The 13,858-nt window shown below is 45.3% G+C and carries 15 protein-coding genes; 12 read left to right on the top strand and 3 right to left on the bottom strand.

All coding sequences use genetic code 11. The annotated features are described in order from the left end of the window. Positions 1 to 29: 29 nt before the first annotated feature. Genes VB118_04080 through truB form a run of 3 tightly spaced genes read left to right on the top strand, consistent with a single transcriptional unit; the run spans position 30 to position 2,832 of the window. Complete coding sequence (locus tag VB118_04080; GenBank protein MEA4831781.1) at positions 30 to 1,460, top strand: AI-2E family transporter; 1,431 nt, start codon at positions 30 to 32, stop codon at positions 1,458 to 1,460. Then, positions 1,460 to 1,912, top strand: coding sequence for a dUTP diphosphatase (dut, locus tag VB118_04075; GenBank protein MEA4831780.1), 453 nt, complete (start codon positions 1,460 to 1,462; stop codon positions 1,910 to 1,912). Before VB118_04080 ends, dut begins: the two co-directional genes overlap by 1 nt. After that, positions 1,909 to 2,832: a tRNA pseudouridine(55) synthase TruB gene (truB, locus tag VB118_04070; GenBank protein ID MEA4831779.1), complete on the top strand. Its 924-nt coding sequence runs from the start codon at positions 1,909 to 1,911 to the stop codon at positions 2,830 to 2,832. The genes dut and truB overlap by 4 nt, the downstream gene beginning before the upstream one ends. 180 nt (positions 2,833 to 3,012) lie before the next feature. Here truB and VB118_04065 read toward each other — a convergent pair whose 3' ends face one another. Further along, complete coding sequence (locus VB118_04065; GenBank protein MEA4831778.1) at positions 3,013 to 3,312, bottom strand: hypothetical protein; 300 nt, start codon at positions 3,310 to 3,312, stop codon at positions 3,013 to 3,015. Positions 3,313 to 3,472: 160 nt separating this feature from the next. Here VB118_04065 and VB118_04060 point away from each other — a divergent pair, with 160 nt between their 5' ends. From VB118_04060 to VB118_04020, 9 genes are all read left to right on the top strand, one after another. Then, positions 3,473 to 4,384 carry a LysR family transcriptional regulator gene (locus VB118_04060; protein ID MEA4831777.1) on the top strand — a complete coding sequence of 304 codons (912 nt, stop codon included), beginning with the start codon at positions 3,473 to 3,475 and terminating at the stop codon, positions 4,382 to 4,384. 216 nt (positions 4,385 to 4,600) lie between these two features. Continuing rightward, positions 4,601 to 6,133, top strand: coding sequence for a hypothetical protein (locus tag VB118_04055; protein MEA4831776.1), 1,533 nt, complete (start codon positions 4,601 to 4,603; stop codon positions 6,131 to 6,133). Positions 6,134 to 6,486: 353 nt separating this feature from the next. Further along, on the top strand, positions 6,487 to 7,758 hold the full coding sequence (locus VB118_04050; protein MEA4831775.1) for a galactokinase family protein: 1,272 nt from the start codon (positions 6,487 to 6,489) through the stop codon (positions 7,756 to 7,758). Continuing rightward, complete coding sequence (locus tag VB118_04045) at positions 7,758 to 8,240, top strand: hypothetical protein (protein ID MEA4831774.1); 483 nt, start codon at positions 7,758 to 7,760, stop codon at positions 8,238 to 8,240. The genes VB118_04050 and VB118_04045 overlap by 1 nt, the downstream gene beginning before the upstream one ends. Positions 8,241 to 8,261: 21 nt before the next feature. Next, positions 8,262 to 9,134, top strand: coding sequence for an MBL fold metallo-hydrolase (locus VB118_04040; protein ID MEA4831773.1), 873 nt, complete (start codon positions 8,262 to 8,264; stop codon positions 9,132 to 9,134). Positions 9,135 to 9,139: 5 nt separating this feature from the next. Beyond that, positions 9,140 to 9,619 carry a transcriptional regulator NrdR gene (gene nrdR / locus VB118_04035; GenBank protein MEA4831772.1) on the top strand — a complete coding sequence of 160 codons (480 nt, stop codon included), beginning with the start codon at positions 9,140 to 9,142 and terminating at the stop codon, positions 9,617 to 9,619. Next, entirely contained in the window at positions 9,616 to 10,098 is a 483-nt protein-coding gene (locus VB118_04030; GenBank protein ID MEA4831771.1) for a dihydrofolate reductase, read from the top strand. Before nrdR ends, VB118_04030 begins: the two co-directional genes overlap by 4 nt. A gap of 82 nt (positions 10,099 to 10,180) precedes the next feature. Continuing rightward, complete coding sequence (locus tag VB118_04025) at positions 10,181 to 10,792, top strand: stage II sporulation protein R (protein ID MEA4831770.1); 612 nt, start codon at positions 10,181 to 10,183, stop codon at positions 10,790 to 10,792. Beyond that, positions 10,789 to 11,184, top strand: a complete 396-nt coding sequence (locus tag VB118_04020) for a hypothetical protein (protein ID MEA4831769.1) — start codon at positions 10,789 to 10,791, stop codon at positions 11,182 to 11,184. The genes VB118_04025 and VB118_04020 overlap by 4 nt, the downstream gene beginning before the upstream one ends. A 182-nt stretch (positions 11,185 to 11,366) precedes the next feature. On the opposite strand, the gene VB118_04015 is transcribed toward VB118_04020, so the two are convergent. Next, the gene (locus VB118_04015) at positions 11,367 to 12,407 is read right to left on the bottom strand and encodes a Gfo/Idh/MocA family oxidoreductase (GenBank protein MEA4831768.1); all 1,041 of its coding nucleotides are present in this window, start codon (positions 12,405 to 12,407) and stop codon (positions 11,367 to 11,369) included. Between the two features lie 33 nt (positions 12,408 to 12,440). Then, positions 12,441 to 13,721, bottom strand: a complete 1,281-nt coding sequence (locus VB118_04010) for a DegT/DnrJ/EryC1/StrS family aminotransferase (protein ID MEA4831767.1) — start codon at positions 13,719 to 13,721, stop codon at positions 12,441 to 12,443. Positions 13,722 to 13,858: the final 137 nt, after the last annotated feature.

The following is a 13,858-nucleotide window of genomic DNA, read 5'->3' as shown; positions in this document are numbered from 1 at the left end:
CCACTGATTATTAAACAGGAGGCGCGTATATGAATCAAAAATTCAACAAGCGGTATTTTACTATAGCGCTGTATGCTTTTTTGACCGTATGCGCGTGCATCCTGTTTTATCTGTTAATAAACAATTTCTATATAATCGGCGTTACGTTCAGATATATCGGCAATCTGACGGGCCCCTTGATCTATGCCTTTGTCATTGCTTACGCGATCAATCCGATACTCAATTTTTGGGAGAGGATACTGAAGGAGAACGGAAAGCATAAATTAAAAACGCAGAAAGCTCTTCGAGGCTGGTCTGTCGTTCTTACATATTTATGCGTTATCATTATATTATCGATGTTTGTGCTCATAATAGCACCGAATCTCGTCACGAGCATGAGCATATTTATCAGCAACATTTCAATATATACGAAAAATCTCTCTGAGTGGATAGAAAAGACAGTAAAGGTCATCGAAGATTACGCTATTAAGAATCCGGTTATTTCAACTCAGCTGGATAATTTCGAGAACATGCTTTCTGAATTGATGGGAGTCGCCGTCAACTGGCTTAAAAACATCTTCCCTGACGCGATAGACTTTCTCGCGAAAGTTTCCGTAGAAGTCAAAAACCTTACAATCGGATTGATCGTTTCCGTATACATGCTTATTGACAAAGAGAAATTCATCGCGCAGCTTAAAAAGCTCGGGGCGGCACTTTTCAAGGAAGAACGCGTGGCAAAGGTTGTCGGCGTCATGAGGTTTACTCATGAAACTATCGGAAGCTACATCGTCGGAAAAATTGCGGACAGCGCGATAATCGGAGTTATTACATTTTTTACTCTTGCGGTATTCGGAATATCGTTCCCGCTTTTACTCAGTGTTATCGTGGGCATAACCAACATAATTCCGTTTTTCGGACCGTTTATCGGCGCTATTCCGTGTATAATCATCCTTTTGATGATAGAGCCGGTTCAGGCTTTTTGGTTTGCGATACTTATATTAATAATTCAACAGATAGACGGTAATATCATCGGCCCGAAAATAATCGGCAAATCCACGGGGATATCCGCGTTTTGGGTTGTTGTCGCAATTACTATCGGCGGCGGACTTTTCGGATTCTGGGGAATGCTCCTCGGCGTGCCGGTGTTCGCGGTAATATATTCGCTTGTTAAAAACGCGGTTGTAAAAAAGCTGGAGAAAAAGGGGCTGCCGACAGAAACTTCATATTATGTCAATTATCTGCATAAGGAGCCAAAACTGTTGATGTTCGACTCCGCGGATGCCGACGGACAAACTGAAGACGAGGGCGTAAGAGCGCCCCTTACCGTCAAAATATGGAGCTCGATAAAAAAACGTGCCGTCCGTATATGGGAAATTATTAAAAAGATTCTTTATGCTTTCGCGAACGGAGCGGCAAGGATTTGGAAATATCTCAGAACTGCGGTGTTCGGAACAGAAAAGAAAAAGAGAAAGAAAAAATAATGAAAGCAGTTGTCAGGATCAAAAAGCTTCGCCGCGGCGCCGTGATGCCGCGTTATATGACAGCAGGTGCCGCGGCCGCCGATATATGCGCATGCCTGGATACACCTGTAACAGTAAATCCAGGAGATAGGATATCCATCCCGACCGGTCTTGCGATTGAGCTGCCGGCGGACACCGCGGGATTTGTATATCCGCGCAGTGGGCTGGCTTCAAAAAACGGTATTTCACTTTCAAACTGTGTCGGCGTAATTGACAGCGATTATCGCGGCGAGCTTATGATCGCTCTCATAAATCAATCGGGCAACGATTTTGAAATTACCCCCGGTATGCGCATAGCGCAGCTTGTCGTCGCTCCGGTCCTTGAGACCGAATTCATGGATGCGCAGGAAGAAGTTCTCTCGGAAACAGGTCGCGGTGCCGGCGGATTCGGGTCAACGGGAACTGAAAGATGAACGGCAAAGAAACTCCATGCGGGCTTCTTCCCATGTATAAACCATCGGGCATAACAAGCCATGACGCAGTCAACATCATTCGCCGGTCGTTCGGAATAAAAAGAGTCGGTCACACCGGAACGCTGGATCCAATGGCATGCGGAGTTCTACCCATACTTATTGGAAGCGCCGTAAAAGCGGCCGAGCTTATTGTATCTGAGGATAAAAGATACATAGCCGAAATGAAATTCGGTTATGAGACAGACACACTCGATATAACCGGAAAGATTATCTTACCATTATCAGACGGACGCATTCCGAGAGAGGATGAAGCAGTACGCGCCGCCGAAGCATTTAAGGGGAGCTATATGCAAACGCCTCCAGCTTATTCCGCAATAAAGCATAACGGGAAAAAGCTGTATGAGCTTGCCCGCAGCGGCATCATCATCGAAACCGAGCCGCGCAGAGTTGAAATATTTTCGATCTCCGCCGTTATGACAGAACCGGATACCTGCCGGATTGACGTTTCATGCTCAAAGGGAACGTATATCCGTTCGCTTGTGCGCGATATAGCGCGTTCCATAGGAACATACGCGACAATGAGCGCGCTTGAACGGGTATCGGTCGGAAAGTATACTAAAGATATATGCTTCACTCCGGATGATATTACCTCCGCATCCGCGGAAGACAGATCTCGGATGCTGATCCCTATTGATAAAATATTATGTGATTTAAAACGCGCACAGCTTTCAGAATTTTACACAAGGCTCGCGAAAAACGGAGCAGAAATATATTTAAAGCGCGCGGGACTCGGCGAAATTCTGAAAACCGGGGAATACTGCCTGATGACCGATCACAATGGAGAACTTTTTGGAGTTGGGATGGTTTCGGAATATCCCGATGGAACCGCGGTAAAAGCTGTCAAACGTTTCGATACCTGATCTATGTGTTCGTTATTAATAATAATTGTTTTACATTGTAAAAAGCCTGTATACCAAAGTCTTTTATCTTAACAGCAGTAATTGTTTATAATAATCGACGCATTAACAGATTGTAATAAATTATACAATAAATGAAAAATCCGAAGCGTCAGCCTTCGGATTTTATCATAGTAAACGAGGTTAATTTTCGTTGCCGGGGGTTTCTTCGATCATTTCGCATAGTTTTTTGATTGACCTTACAAAACTGGGGTCGCTTTTCATCCTGTCGAGGCGGCCAAAATTGCAGATTACATTGTGACGTGTGACACCGTCATTGTCGCGGTAGGATTCGACCAGCTTTACGTACTCGAAGTCTTTGATCCTGGTGATTTTCAAAAACATGTTGTTCCTCCGGTTATAGTATCGCATCCATGCCGCGCTTTTCGCAGAGATCGCTTTGTTATTGACCGGATTTCCCATGTGATATAGCCGTTTTGTCATAAACAAAGCTTTATTCAGAGCAAAGCCCTCTTGACGCAGCCGGGAACGCGAATTATTAACAAATATTATTATACTGCAAAAAAATTAAAAATGCAACCGTTAATTTAAAAAATAACTAATGTTTTCCTGCTTTTTATTTGACATGAAGGATGTGCGGTAAATGATAAATTTTGAACACTACAGAATATTCTGCACGGTTTGTGAAGCCGGCGGAATATCCAAAGCCGCAGAACAAATGTTTGTTTCACAGCCAGCCGTTACCTCGGCTATCAAGCATCTGGAGAACCAGCTTTCGGTAAAACTTTTTTACCGTACACAACGGGGCGTCGTGCTTACAAACGAAGGTGAATTGTTGTATTCATATGTAAAGGACTCGTGTAAAAAGCTGTCCGAGGGTGAGGAAAAGCTTGTTGCCGTCGCAAATCTCCATGGCGGCTTGCTTCACGCGGGCGCGTCGGATATGACATTGAAGTTCTTCCTTATGGACTATCTTTCAAAACTAAGGGCAAATTATCCGGAGGTGTCGCTTAGGGTTACAAACGCGCCTACTCCGCAGACAATACGGAGCCTTAAAGAGGGCAGGATAGATATTGGTTTTGTCAGCGGACCGCTTGAGCAGGACAAGGATATAAAATATGTTCCCGTGCGTCCTGTACGAGATATTGTCATATGCGGCGAAAAATACTTTGATCTTGCGGACAAAGCAAGATCATTTGACGAGCTCAGGCAGTATCCTTTCATCATGCTTACAAAGGACACCTCGACGCGCAGCTTTACTGACAGCTATATGTCCAAATGCGGCGCGAATATTTGTCCGGAAATCGAGCTCGCGACCAGCGACCTGATAGTTGAATTCGCGGCACAATGCATGGGGCTGGCGTTTGTGGCGGAGGATTTTGCGCTTCCGGCTATAAACAATGGAAGGCTGCGGGAAATAAAACTTACAGCTCCGTTTCCGGAACGGGCTTTTTACATGGTCACAATGGAAAATCATCCTTTGCCGCCTTCCGTGAAGCTGTTAATCTCATATATCCGCTCTGATATAGAAAAAAGTAATAAAAATATGCCATAACAGGACTGATATGTGTTAAAGCGGTCTGTAACTGTTATTGACTCCTGCATTAAGCAATGGTAAAATTAATGCTGAATATTATTAAAAAGCAATAAATAATTGATGTTTATATTTAACCCGCGACATGAGAGAAAAAGCTACAGAGGGCTTTTTCATAAGCGATTATTTTATTGCGAAGAAATAATAACGAAAATAATTTACAGGAGCTTAATCACAATGAAGTTTAAACGGAATAATGGTTTGTTGCTTGCCGTTGTGTCGGTATTTTTACTGACAGCAATGCTTTTAACTGTTGTTGCATGCTCAAATATTGATTCAAAGAAATCCGCGACAAAAACCGCGGCGGAAAACAATTCTGATCCGATAACATCGACCAATGATCCTTCGGATACGGAGATGTCGCGTGAGAACATACCGGATAAGCTGCCCGAAGATCTCGATTATGAGGGAGCCACGGTGAATATGTACTGCCGTGATAACTGGGCAGGCGAATTCTATGCTGAAAATTATGACAATGAAATCGTAAACGACGCGTTGTATGAACGCAAAGAAGCTGTCGAAACAAGACTCAAGGTTGTATTGAAGGTCACCGCGATAGGCGATAATTATAAATCAGCCGAAACTATAAAAAACATCGCACTGTCAGGCAGCAATGAATGCGATATATCCTCAATAAGAATGTATGAAGCGTATGGCCTGATCCTTGATAAGGTTTTTAAGAATTTGCATGAGACTCAATATATCGATTTCAAAGCTCCATGGTGGTCTCAGGGGCTGATAAAAGCATCAACCGTAGGTAATGACAAGCTTTATCTCCTGATTGGAAGCATAGCAACTTCAAGCATCAGCCGTATGCAGGGCGTCTTTTTTAATAAGGGTGTGTATGAAAAATACATAAGCACCAATCCGGATGAGCTCTATCAAACGGTCATAGACCGTAAATGGACGCTGGATAAGCTCGTGTCTCTTTCGAAGCAGGTGCATGACGACGTAAACGGTGATGGGCAAAAGGACAAAGGCGATATATACGGTTACGGCGCGTCGCCTTGCGCAAATCAGGCCGCTTCTATAAACGGAGTCGAAATCCAGTTTTCAAAATTCAACCAAGACGGATATCCTGAGTTTGTTTTAAATAACGAGCATACTGTTGAAGCCATATCAAAGCTTTATGACGTCATGTGGAACAACGAAGGCGCTTATATAACAGCCGCATCGCAAACGGGTCTTGACGAGCTCACGGATAAATTCAGAAACGGCACATTGATGTTCCTGAACGAATCAGTCGAGGATCTTGCCACATATCGAGAGCTTGACGATGATTATGCGATTTTGCCGATGCCTATGCTCGACGAGGATCAGGGCGAATACTGCACTCAGGTCTCGGAGGGCGCTTCCGCGTTCGGCGTCCCTGCTTCCGCAGCTGATCCTGATATGTCAAGCGCTGTCATGGAGGCTCTTGCTGCCGAAGGATACAGAAAATTGATTCCGAAGTACTATGAAGAAGTATTGAAATGTGCATATGCCCGTGATAATTATCTTGCCCAGATGCTGGATATAATGAGCAGTACGGTTTATTTTGACTTCGTTTTTCTTTACGGAGCTCAATTCGACAATATAGGCAATTTTATTCCGGTCAATTTACTGAAAAAAGAAAACGCCGGATTTGCTTCCGAATATGACAAAGTCGATGATATGTATAAAAATAAATTGGACGAAATAGTCGCGATCTACTCAAAAAATAATCCGTAAACAACATATTGATATAAAAATTTAAAGAAAATACCGCATGCGGTATTTTCTTTTTTTTATCCGTATGATATAATATTAAACAGCAATTAAATAACGCCTACTGAAGGTTTCGGGAGTCTGCCAATTTAGATGTACATGATTTTAAACTGTAAGTCTTAATAACCTTGAACCTGAATAATCATTTTAATCATTTCCTTGCCGTCGTATGTGTTTTATGATTTTTCAGCAGGCAATAAATAATCCTTGGTTTATGAGAAAAAAGCCAATATGCCAAAGCCTTTTTCTCTTTAAGCGGAAGTATTAAATTGCTGTGTTAATAATAATTTTATAAAGTCGAAAGGCACAAACAATAAATGAGACCCAACGAGCTTGCGTCCGGAATTCTCTCGGGCGCGCATGACGAAGCGCTTAAAGCTGTATACGGCAATTCAGCCGATATTAACGCGATCCGCGTCAGATACGCCAAATGTATTGATAAATTTTCGGATAATTACGGGAAAGACCACGATGTTTCAGTGTTTTCGGTTTCCGGACGAAGCGAAATATCCGGAAATCATACCGACCACAACCGTGGAAGAGTTATCGCGGCGTCGATAAATCTTGACATTATTGCCGTGGCGGCCAAAAATGAAAACGAGGTCATCAGAGTAAAAAGTCTCGCTTTTGCCGAGGATGTTTTTAAACCCGGAGACCGCATACGTAAAAATAACTCTCATGCGCTTATCGCCGGTGTATACGACGGTTTCATTAAAAACGGTTATAAAGCAGGAGGCTTTTACGCTTATACCGAATCTCATGTTCTGAAGGGCAGCGGATTATCCAGCTCCGCCGCGTTTGAAAACGCGATCGGAACTGTGCTTAACTACCTCTACAACGATGGCGGAGTAGATTTCGTTAAGCTTGCGCAGATATCGCAATACGCGGAAAACGTATTCTTCGGAAAGCCGAGCGGACTCATGGATCAGATCGCCTGCGCCTCAGGCGGCTTTGTGGGAATTGATTTTCGCGATCCGTCCAATCCCGAGATAACCAGACTGGGCGTCGATCTGGACGATTACGGCATTAATCTTGTTATAATCAATACAGGCGGAAGCCACGCCAATCTCACCGGCGATTATGCCTCGGTACCTTCCGAAATGAAATCGGTGGCGGCATTTTTCGGAAAAACCGTGCTCAGAGAAGTCGAAGAAGATAAATTTTACGCTTCGCTTTCTGCCGTGAGGACCGCGTGCGGCGACAGAGCCGTGCTCAGAGCTCATCACTTTTTCTGCGAGAACAGACGCGTCGCGTCTCAGCTGGATGCGCTGAAAGCAGGAGACATCGATCAATTCCTGTCGCTCGTACGCGAGTCCGGACGTTCAAGTCAAATCTGGCTGCAGAATATTTTCGCCTGCTCCGCTCCGTCGGAACAGGGGCTTTCCGTCGGTCTCATGCTTTGCGAACGACTGCTTTCAGACAAACGCGCGGCGTGGCGCGTGCACGGCGGAGGATTTGCCGGAACGGTCCAGGCATTCGTGCCCAAAGAATACATCTCTGAATTCGTGCGCACTGTATCCGAGGTCTTCGGAGAAAATTCGTGTCTTGTTCTCGGAATAAGATCGGCCGGCGCCACAAAGGTGATCTGATGATGAAAAAGCTCGACAAAACGCACTTGATGCTTTATCTTATATTGTGGTTCGTCGTCGTTTCCGCGGTGTATTACACAGCGGTCAGTCTCGAATTCATATGGATTGTTCCTATTTATATAGGAATCGTCTGTGTCGCGTGCGTATTGTTCCTGCTTGTCAACGGAGGAATCGGACCAATAATTAAAGCAGAACATAAAAAAGAAGATACTGCGCATAAAAAATATGTTCTTGATAAATCACATCAAAGGCTTTCACGCCGCACTAAATTTCGCAGATTCAGATTGGGCTCACAGGTGTCGGATAAAACAACACAAACAGAAGCAGACATAAAAACGGAAGCTCAGGAGCGTCCGAATCCGCTTTCGCTCGACGATATGCACAGAGAGCTGTATTCAAAAATAATTCTGATTATCGGAATACCGGTGTTTATCGTTTTTTTAATTGATTACATGCTGATTCTTTTCAATATTCAAATATAATTTTTCTAAGGCAAAAATAAAATGCTTACATGTCACAGCCTTTTTTCCGGCAGCAGCGGAAACAGTATATACATTAAAACAGAATACGGTCGGTTTCTGATAGATGCCGGCGGCTCTATGCGACGTATCAGCGAGGCGCTTCGCTTGTTTGATGATTCTCCGTCGGAATTGAGCGCGATATTTATCACGCATGAACACGGCGACCATACCAAGGCGCTCGGACAGCTCTGTAAACGTACCGCCGTACCGATATATGCGACTGAGCCAGTAGCGAGAGCTATATACGATCAGCTGCTTCCCCGCCCGGATGAAGCTCGTGCCTTTGCGGAGTCAGTCCTCACAATCAGACCGGATTCGAGATATGAGATATGCGGACTCGAGGTCGAGCCGTTTTCCACTCCGCATGACAGCGTCGGAAGTGTCGGCTTTGTGTTCGGAGAAGGGGCGTCGGAAAAGCTTCTCGGCGTTGCGACTGATATCGGCTGTATAACTCAAACGATACGCAGCTCTCTTTACGGATGCCGCGCAGTCGTAATAGAATCAAACCACGATATTGATATGCTGAAAAGCGGTTCATATCCGCAGTTTTTAAAAGAGCGGATTTTAAGCGATCACGGTCATCTTTCAAACGTAGAATGCGCAAAGCTATGTACTGAGCTTGTCGCGGGAGGAACCGATAAAATTACGCTTTTTCACTTGTCTGACGAGAACAACACGCCGGAAAAGGCATATCGAAGCACATCTTCCGCACTCAAGGCTTTCTGTGCCGCTGAAAGCGATGGAATTTCGCTGAATATTGCTTCAAGATACGCGGCGACCGATATACTGTCCGCAAATAATACTTTGCAAAACTTTTCTTTCACAAGCGGCCACATTAATAATAAATTGAGGTAACTGCCATGAAGTGTCCAAACTGCGGCTGTATCGAAAGTAAGGTGCTCGACTCGCGTCCCACCGAAGAAGGCGGCGCAATCCGCCGTCGCAGAGAATGCCTCGACTGCCAAAAGAGGTTCACCACATACGAGCGCATAGAGAACATACCGCTGATCATTGTCAAGAAGGATAAATCCAGAGAGGTTTACGACCGGTCAAAGCTGCTCAAGGGAATAATGCGCGCATGTGAAAAGCGTCCTGTTTCCGCTTCCGACATGGAAAGAATCGTAAACGAAATCGAATCCACTTTAAATAACAATATGCAAACCGAAGTGAGCTCCTCTTATATCGGAGAGCTTCTTATGGAAAAGCTGAAGAAGGTCGACGAAGTCGCGTATATCCGTTTTGCATCCGTATACCGTCAGTTCAAGGATATAAACACGTTTATGGATGAGCTTAAAATATTGCTTGGAGATAAAAAGCAGGAGGATAATCAGCAGAGATGAATATAATCGCAGCACTCGATTCGGCAAACGGGATCGGAAAAGACGGTAAGCTTTTATGCCGAATTCCCTCGGATCTAAAACGCGTTAAGCTGCTTACGCTCGGAAAGACAATCGTAATGGGCTATAACACGCTTGTGTCCCTTCCCCGGTCCGCTCCTCTGCCGGACAGACGCAATATCGTTTTGACATCAAAGCATATTGACATACCCGGCGCAGATGTATGTCACGGACTTGACGAGCTGAATGCGTGTCTGGCGGATACGCCCTCTGAGGATGTTTTTGTTTTCGGAGGACAGAGCGTGTACACGCAGCTTTTGCCTGAATGCAGCCGTATGTATCTCACGAAGATAAACGGGGTTTTCGGTGCGGACGCTTTTTTTCCTCCGTATGATGAAAGCGAGTGGAAGCTTGTTTATAAAAGCGAAACACTTTGCGAGAACGGAGTTTCATTCAACTTCACAGAATACGAAAAAAATTAACATAATATTAAGAATACTGTTTAATCTCCCTTCTACTTGGCAAAAATGATTTTGCACTTGTAATAAGAAGGGGGATTTATTTATGAGAAACACCGTTGTTGAAGGTGTGTTGTTTGTACTTATATCTGTAATTTTAATAGCTTACGCTTTGCCGATGAAGACCGCCGGAGAAATATATGACGGGGTTATAAGGCTTCATGTCATAGCGGATTCCGATTCCGATGACGATCAGGCGGTTAAGCTTAATGTACGCGATGCCATACTTGAATTTGCCAGAAATAACTTCGGCTCCGTCAGTAATGTCACCGAAGCGAAGAGATTGTTTTTACTTGAAGGTGACGCGCTTAAGTCTGTGGCGGACGGAGTCCTTGAGGAAAAGGGCTTTGACGACAAAGCCGAAGTAGAGCTTTGCACGGAGTATTATCCGATGCGCATATATGAAGGTGTAAGTCTCCCGGCAGGCGAATATATTTCCCTGAAGGTGATCATAGGCTCCGGCAAGGGCAAAAACTGGTGGTGTGTGTTGTTTCCGCCGCTTTGCCTGAACAGTGCGCGAGCAACCGAAGCTCTTTGCGGAGTGGGTATTTCAGAAGAAACCGCAAAGATGCTGACCTCCGGACGAAACCGGTATAAAATCAAATTCTGGATTGTAGACAAACTCGGAGAGCTTTGTGAAAGGAAGAAGTGCAAATGAAAGCCATTCTGAAATACCCCTCCATTTTCGCCGTCGGTGCGGCCGGATACAGCCTTATTGAACTTGTATACCGCGGACGTACGCATTGGAGCATGGCTCTTACCGGAGGAATATGTCTGTGCGGAATATATGCGATAAACCGGCTGTCAATGCTGCGTCTTTCAATAAAAGCCGCCATCTGCGCCGTGTTTATTACCGAAGTCGAATTTATTGTGGGCTGCCTTGTAAATATTGTATTTAAAATGGAGGTGTGGGATTATTCCGCTCAACCCGGAAATATACTCGGACAGGTCTGCCCGCTGTTCTGCTTTTTATGGATGCTTCTTTCCGTCGGCGTTCTCACGGCACTTAATATAATGGCGGATAAGGAACCAAGCGGCGCTGCCGTTTGACTCACCCAAGAGGACATGATCATTAAGAAATAAAACGCTTCCCCGGAATTGGTATTTAACCGTTCCGGGGAAGCATTGTTTACATAAATCTTAATAAAATTCATATCCGCGCAACGCGAATAATGTTTTCGCATATCCGGGACCTTTGTAAAAGGCATCCGGAAAGCTATAACTACTTTATCTCAGAGAGTAACAAGAGTTCCGGTCTCGCCGGACTTGTATGCGGCTTCTACGACCTTCTGAATCCATACGGCGTCTGTCATAGGCACCTGAACCGGGGCTCCGGTGAGGATGGAATTCGAGAAGGATTCAATCTCACGCGTATACATATTGCCGAAATCCACTTTTACTTCGAGCGGAGTGACATCGTTGCGATTTTGGGCGGCATCGTAACCGCCGGCTTCGGAAATGACGACGTCAATTTTCCCGCCGTCAATCTGACCGATAGTTCCTTCGGCGAGAATGCTTCCGCGCGTACCATAGAATTCGAGGCGGCATTTGGCGGCCGCGTCGGGTATGTTGAAGTTGGAGTCGACATACGCCGTGGCGCCGTTGGAGAGCTTGAGTAGAATATTGGAAGAATCGTCGACATTATATTTGAATGTCTTGGTTTCGTTTATTCCGAAGGTTGCGACGGTCTTTGATCCGGTGATATATTCGATTAAATCGATGCAATGGATGCCCATATCGATGAGCGCGCCGCCGCCGGAAAGCGATTTGTTCTGACGCCAAGCGCCCGGAATTTCGGGATACCAGCAGGTGAGCTGTCCTCTGGCGGAGACGATCTGTCCGATAGCGCCTTCGGAAACAAGCTTTTTCATTGCCATATTATATGCGCCGTAACGCATCATGAATCCGGTTGCGCTCAATACGCCCGCTTTATTGCATGCATTGACAAGCTCGTTGCAATCGTCTATGGTCATGGCGATTGGCTTTTCTACGAGCAGGTGCTTTTTCGCTTTGGCAGCCGCGATGACCTGCTCCTTGTGATAGATAACGGGAGAGGCGATGTAAATCGCTTCAATTTCGGGATCATTGACAAGGTCCTGCGTATTGTCATAAGCGCGCTTTGCATTGTATTTAACGCGGAGCTTTTCCGCGAAATCCTTGTTGACTTCCATTACCGCGACAAGCTCGGCGTTATTGGCGAGCATCATTCCGGGAAGCGTTCTCCTGTCGGCAATTCCTCCGGCGCCAAGGACGCCCCATTTTACTTTTTTCATTACTAAAATTCCTTTCGAATTATGGTTATTATATTATTTTTTTTTAAGGTGAGCCTTTATTACGGTCGTAAGACCCTCTATGCAGCGTTCGATGTGAATCTTTTCCCACGACGGATGAAGGAAAAGACAGACCGTCTCAAAACGCAGCTTGTGAGCGACGGGGCATTTGTATTTCGCGTAATCAACAGCGGACGGATCGGTGTATTCTTCGGAATCGAAGGGAAAATTCGCCTCTCCGAAGCCCTTATGCTCAATATATGCCTTTTCTTCGTATGCTTCGGGCCACTGTATGCCGTAGCAGGGGATTTTAATGGCGAGAAGATCCTTGAGGATTGTGTCGGCCTGACAGTCAAGCGAATCAAGGTCGATCAGTATCGGATACCACCAGTACGAGCACTTCCGTTCTGCCGTGTTTACGGGCAGTTTTTTAATGCCTTTCATGCCGGCAAAAGCCTTGTCGTACATCGCCGCGTATTCAAATCTGCGTTTGAGATTCCAGGAATCGAAACGCTTCAGCTCGTTGATTCCGATCACGGACTGAATTTCGGTCATTCTGTAATTAAAGCCTATTCTTGTGTGTATATAAGGGAGCTTTTCTTCCAGTGCAAGCATGTTCATACGCTTTTTTACATCATAGCCGTGGTCGCGGAAGCTGCGGCATTCCCAGCCGAGATTCTCATTATTGGTGACGACCATTCCGCCTTCCCCGCCGGTCGTGAAGTGCTTTGACTGACAGAAGGAGAAGCAGCCGACATCGCCTATCATGCCTGATTTAATTCCGTTGTATTCGCCGCCGAAGCATTGCGCACAATCTTCGATGACCTTAAGATTGTTCTTTTTCGCAATCGCGAGTATCGGCCCCATATCGGCGATGATGCCGTACAGATGCACTACGACGATACCTCTCGTGCGCTCGGTAATGAGAGCTTCGATGCAGGCGGGATCAATGGTGTGATCCTCTGTGACATCGCAGAAAACCGGGATTGCTCCGGCCTGTACAATAGCGAAGGAGGAAGCAATAAACGAATATGAAGGAACGATCACCTCGTCGCCGGGGCCGATGCCGAGCGATGATATTGCGATATGAAGCGCGGAGGTTCCGTTGGTGCAGGAAATGGCCATCTTCGCGCCGATCCATTTTGCCCAGGCTTCTTCAAATTCCATCCCTTTATGACCAGTCCAATAATTAACTTTTCCGGTTTTCAAGGGCTCGAGAATGTCCGTATATGTATCCGGATTAAACTGAGGCCACATCGGAAATCCGATTTCAGATATTCCGGCGCCATTCATTGCGAGATCTTTTTTTTCTGCCATGATTTAAAATCCTTTCAGCTTTCAGCCGTTATATTTACTCTGCGTAATGTCTTATATTCGCAAAATTGCTTTGAATTACTATCGCTTTAATTGTACAATTTTTATGTTAAAAAGTCAATGGGAATTTCAAATAATGC

The organism is Oscillospiraceae bacterium, from assembly GCA_034925865.1.
GTDB lineage: Bacteria > Bacillota > Clostridia > Oscillospirales > SIG627 > SIG704.
The sequence above is the reverse complement of the archived record's forward strand: the minus strand, read 5'-3'. Positions and strand labels throughout refer to the sequence as shown.

What these genes read in the sequence shown, in the direction of transcription:
- VB118_04080 (MEA4831781.1), top strand. Translation starts at nt 30, where the DNA reads ATGAATCAAAAATTCAACAAGCGGTATTTTACTATAGCGCTGTATGCT.
- dut (MEA4831780.1), top strand. Translation starts at nt 1,460, where the DNA reads ATGAAAGCAGTTGTCAGGATCAAAAAGCTTCGCCGCGGCGCCGTGATG.
- truB (MEA4831779.1), top strand. Translation starts at nt 1,909, where the DNA reads ATGAACGGCAAAGAAACTCCATGCGGGCTTCTTCCCATGTATAAACCA.
- VB118_04065 (MEA4831778.1), bottom strand. Translation starts at nt 3,312, where the DNA reads ATGACAAAACGGCTATATCACATGGGAAATCCGGTCAATAACAAAGCG.
- VB118_04060 (MEA4831777.1), top strand. Translation starts at nt 3,473, where the DNA reads ATGATAAATTTTGAACACTACAGAATATTCTGCACGGTTTGTGAAGCC.
- VB118_04055 (MEA4831776.1), top strand. Translation starts at nt 4,601, where the DNA reads ATGAAGTTTAAACGGAATAATGGTTTGTTGCTTGCCGTTGTGTCGGTA.
- VB118_04050 (MEA4831775.1), top strand. Translation starts at nt 6,487, where the DNA reads ATGAGACCCAACGAGCTTGCGTCCGGAATTCTCTCGGGCGCGCATGAC.
- VB118_04045 (MEA4831774.1), top strand. Translation starts at nt 7,758, where the DNA reads ATGATGAAAAAGCTCGACAAAACGCACTTGATGCTTTATCTTATATTG.
- VB118_04040 (MEA4831773.1), top strand. Translation starts at nt 8,262, where the DNA reads ATGCTTACATGTCACAGCCTTTTTTCCGGCAGCAGCGGAAACAGTATA.
- nrdR (MEA4831772.1), top strand. Translation starts at nt 9,140, where the DNA reads ATGAAGTGTCCAAACTGCGGCTGTATCGAAAGTAAGGTGCTCGACTCG.
- VB118_04030 (MEA4831771.1), top strand. Translation starts at nt 9,616, where the DNA reads ATGAATATAATCGCAGCACTCGATTCGGCAAACGGGATCGGAAAAGAC.
- VB118_04025 (MEA4831770.1), top strand. Translation starts at nt 10,181, where the DNA reads ATGAGAAACACCGTTGTTGAAGGTGTGTTGTTTGTACTTATATCTGTA.
- VB118_04020 (MEA4831769.1), top strand. Translation starts at nt 10,789, where the DNA reads ATGAAAGCCATTCTGAAATACCCCTCCATTTTCGCCGTCGGTGCGGCC.
- VB118_04015 (MEA4831768.1), bottom strand. Translation starts at nt 12,407, where the DNA reads ATGAAAAAAGTAAAATGGGGCGTCCTTGGCGCCGGAGGAATTGCCGAC.
- VB118_04010 (MEA4831767.1), bottom strand. Translation starts at nt 13,721, where the DNA reads ATGGCAGAAAAAAAAGATCTCGCAATGAATGGCGCCGGAATATCTGAA.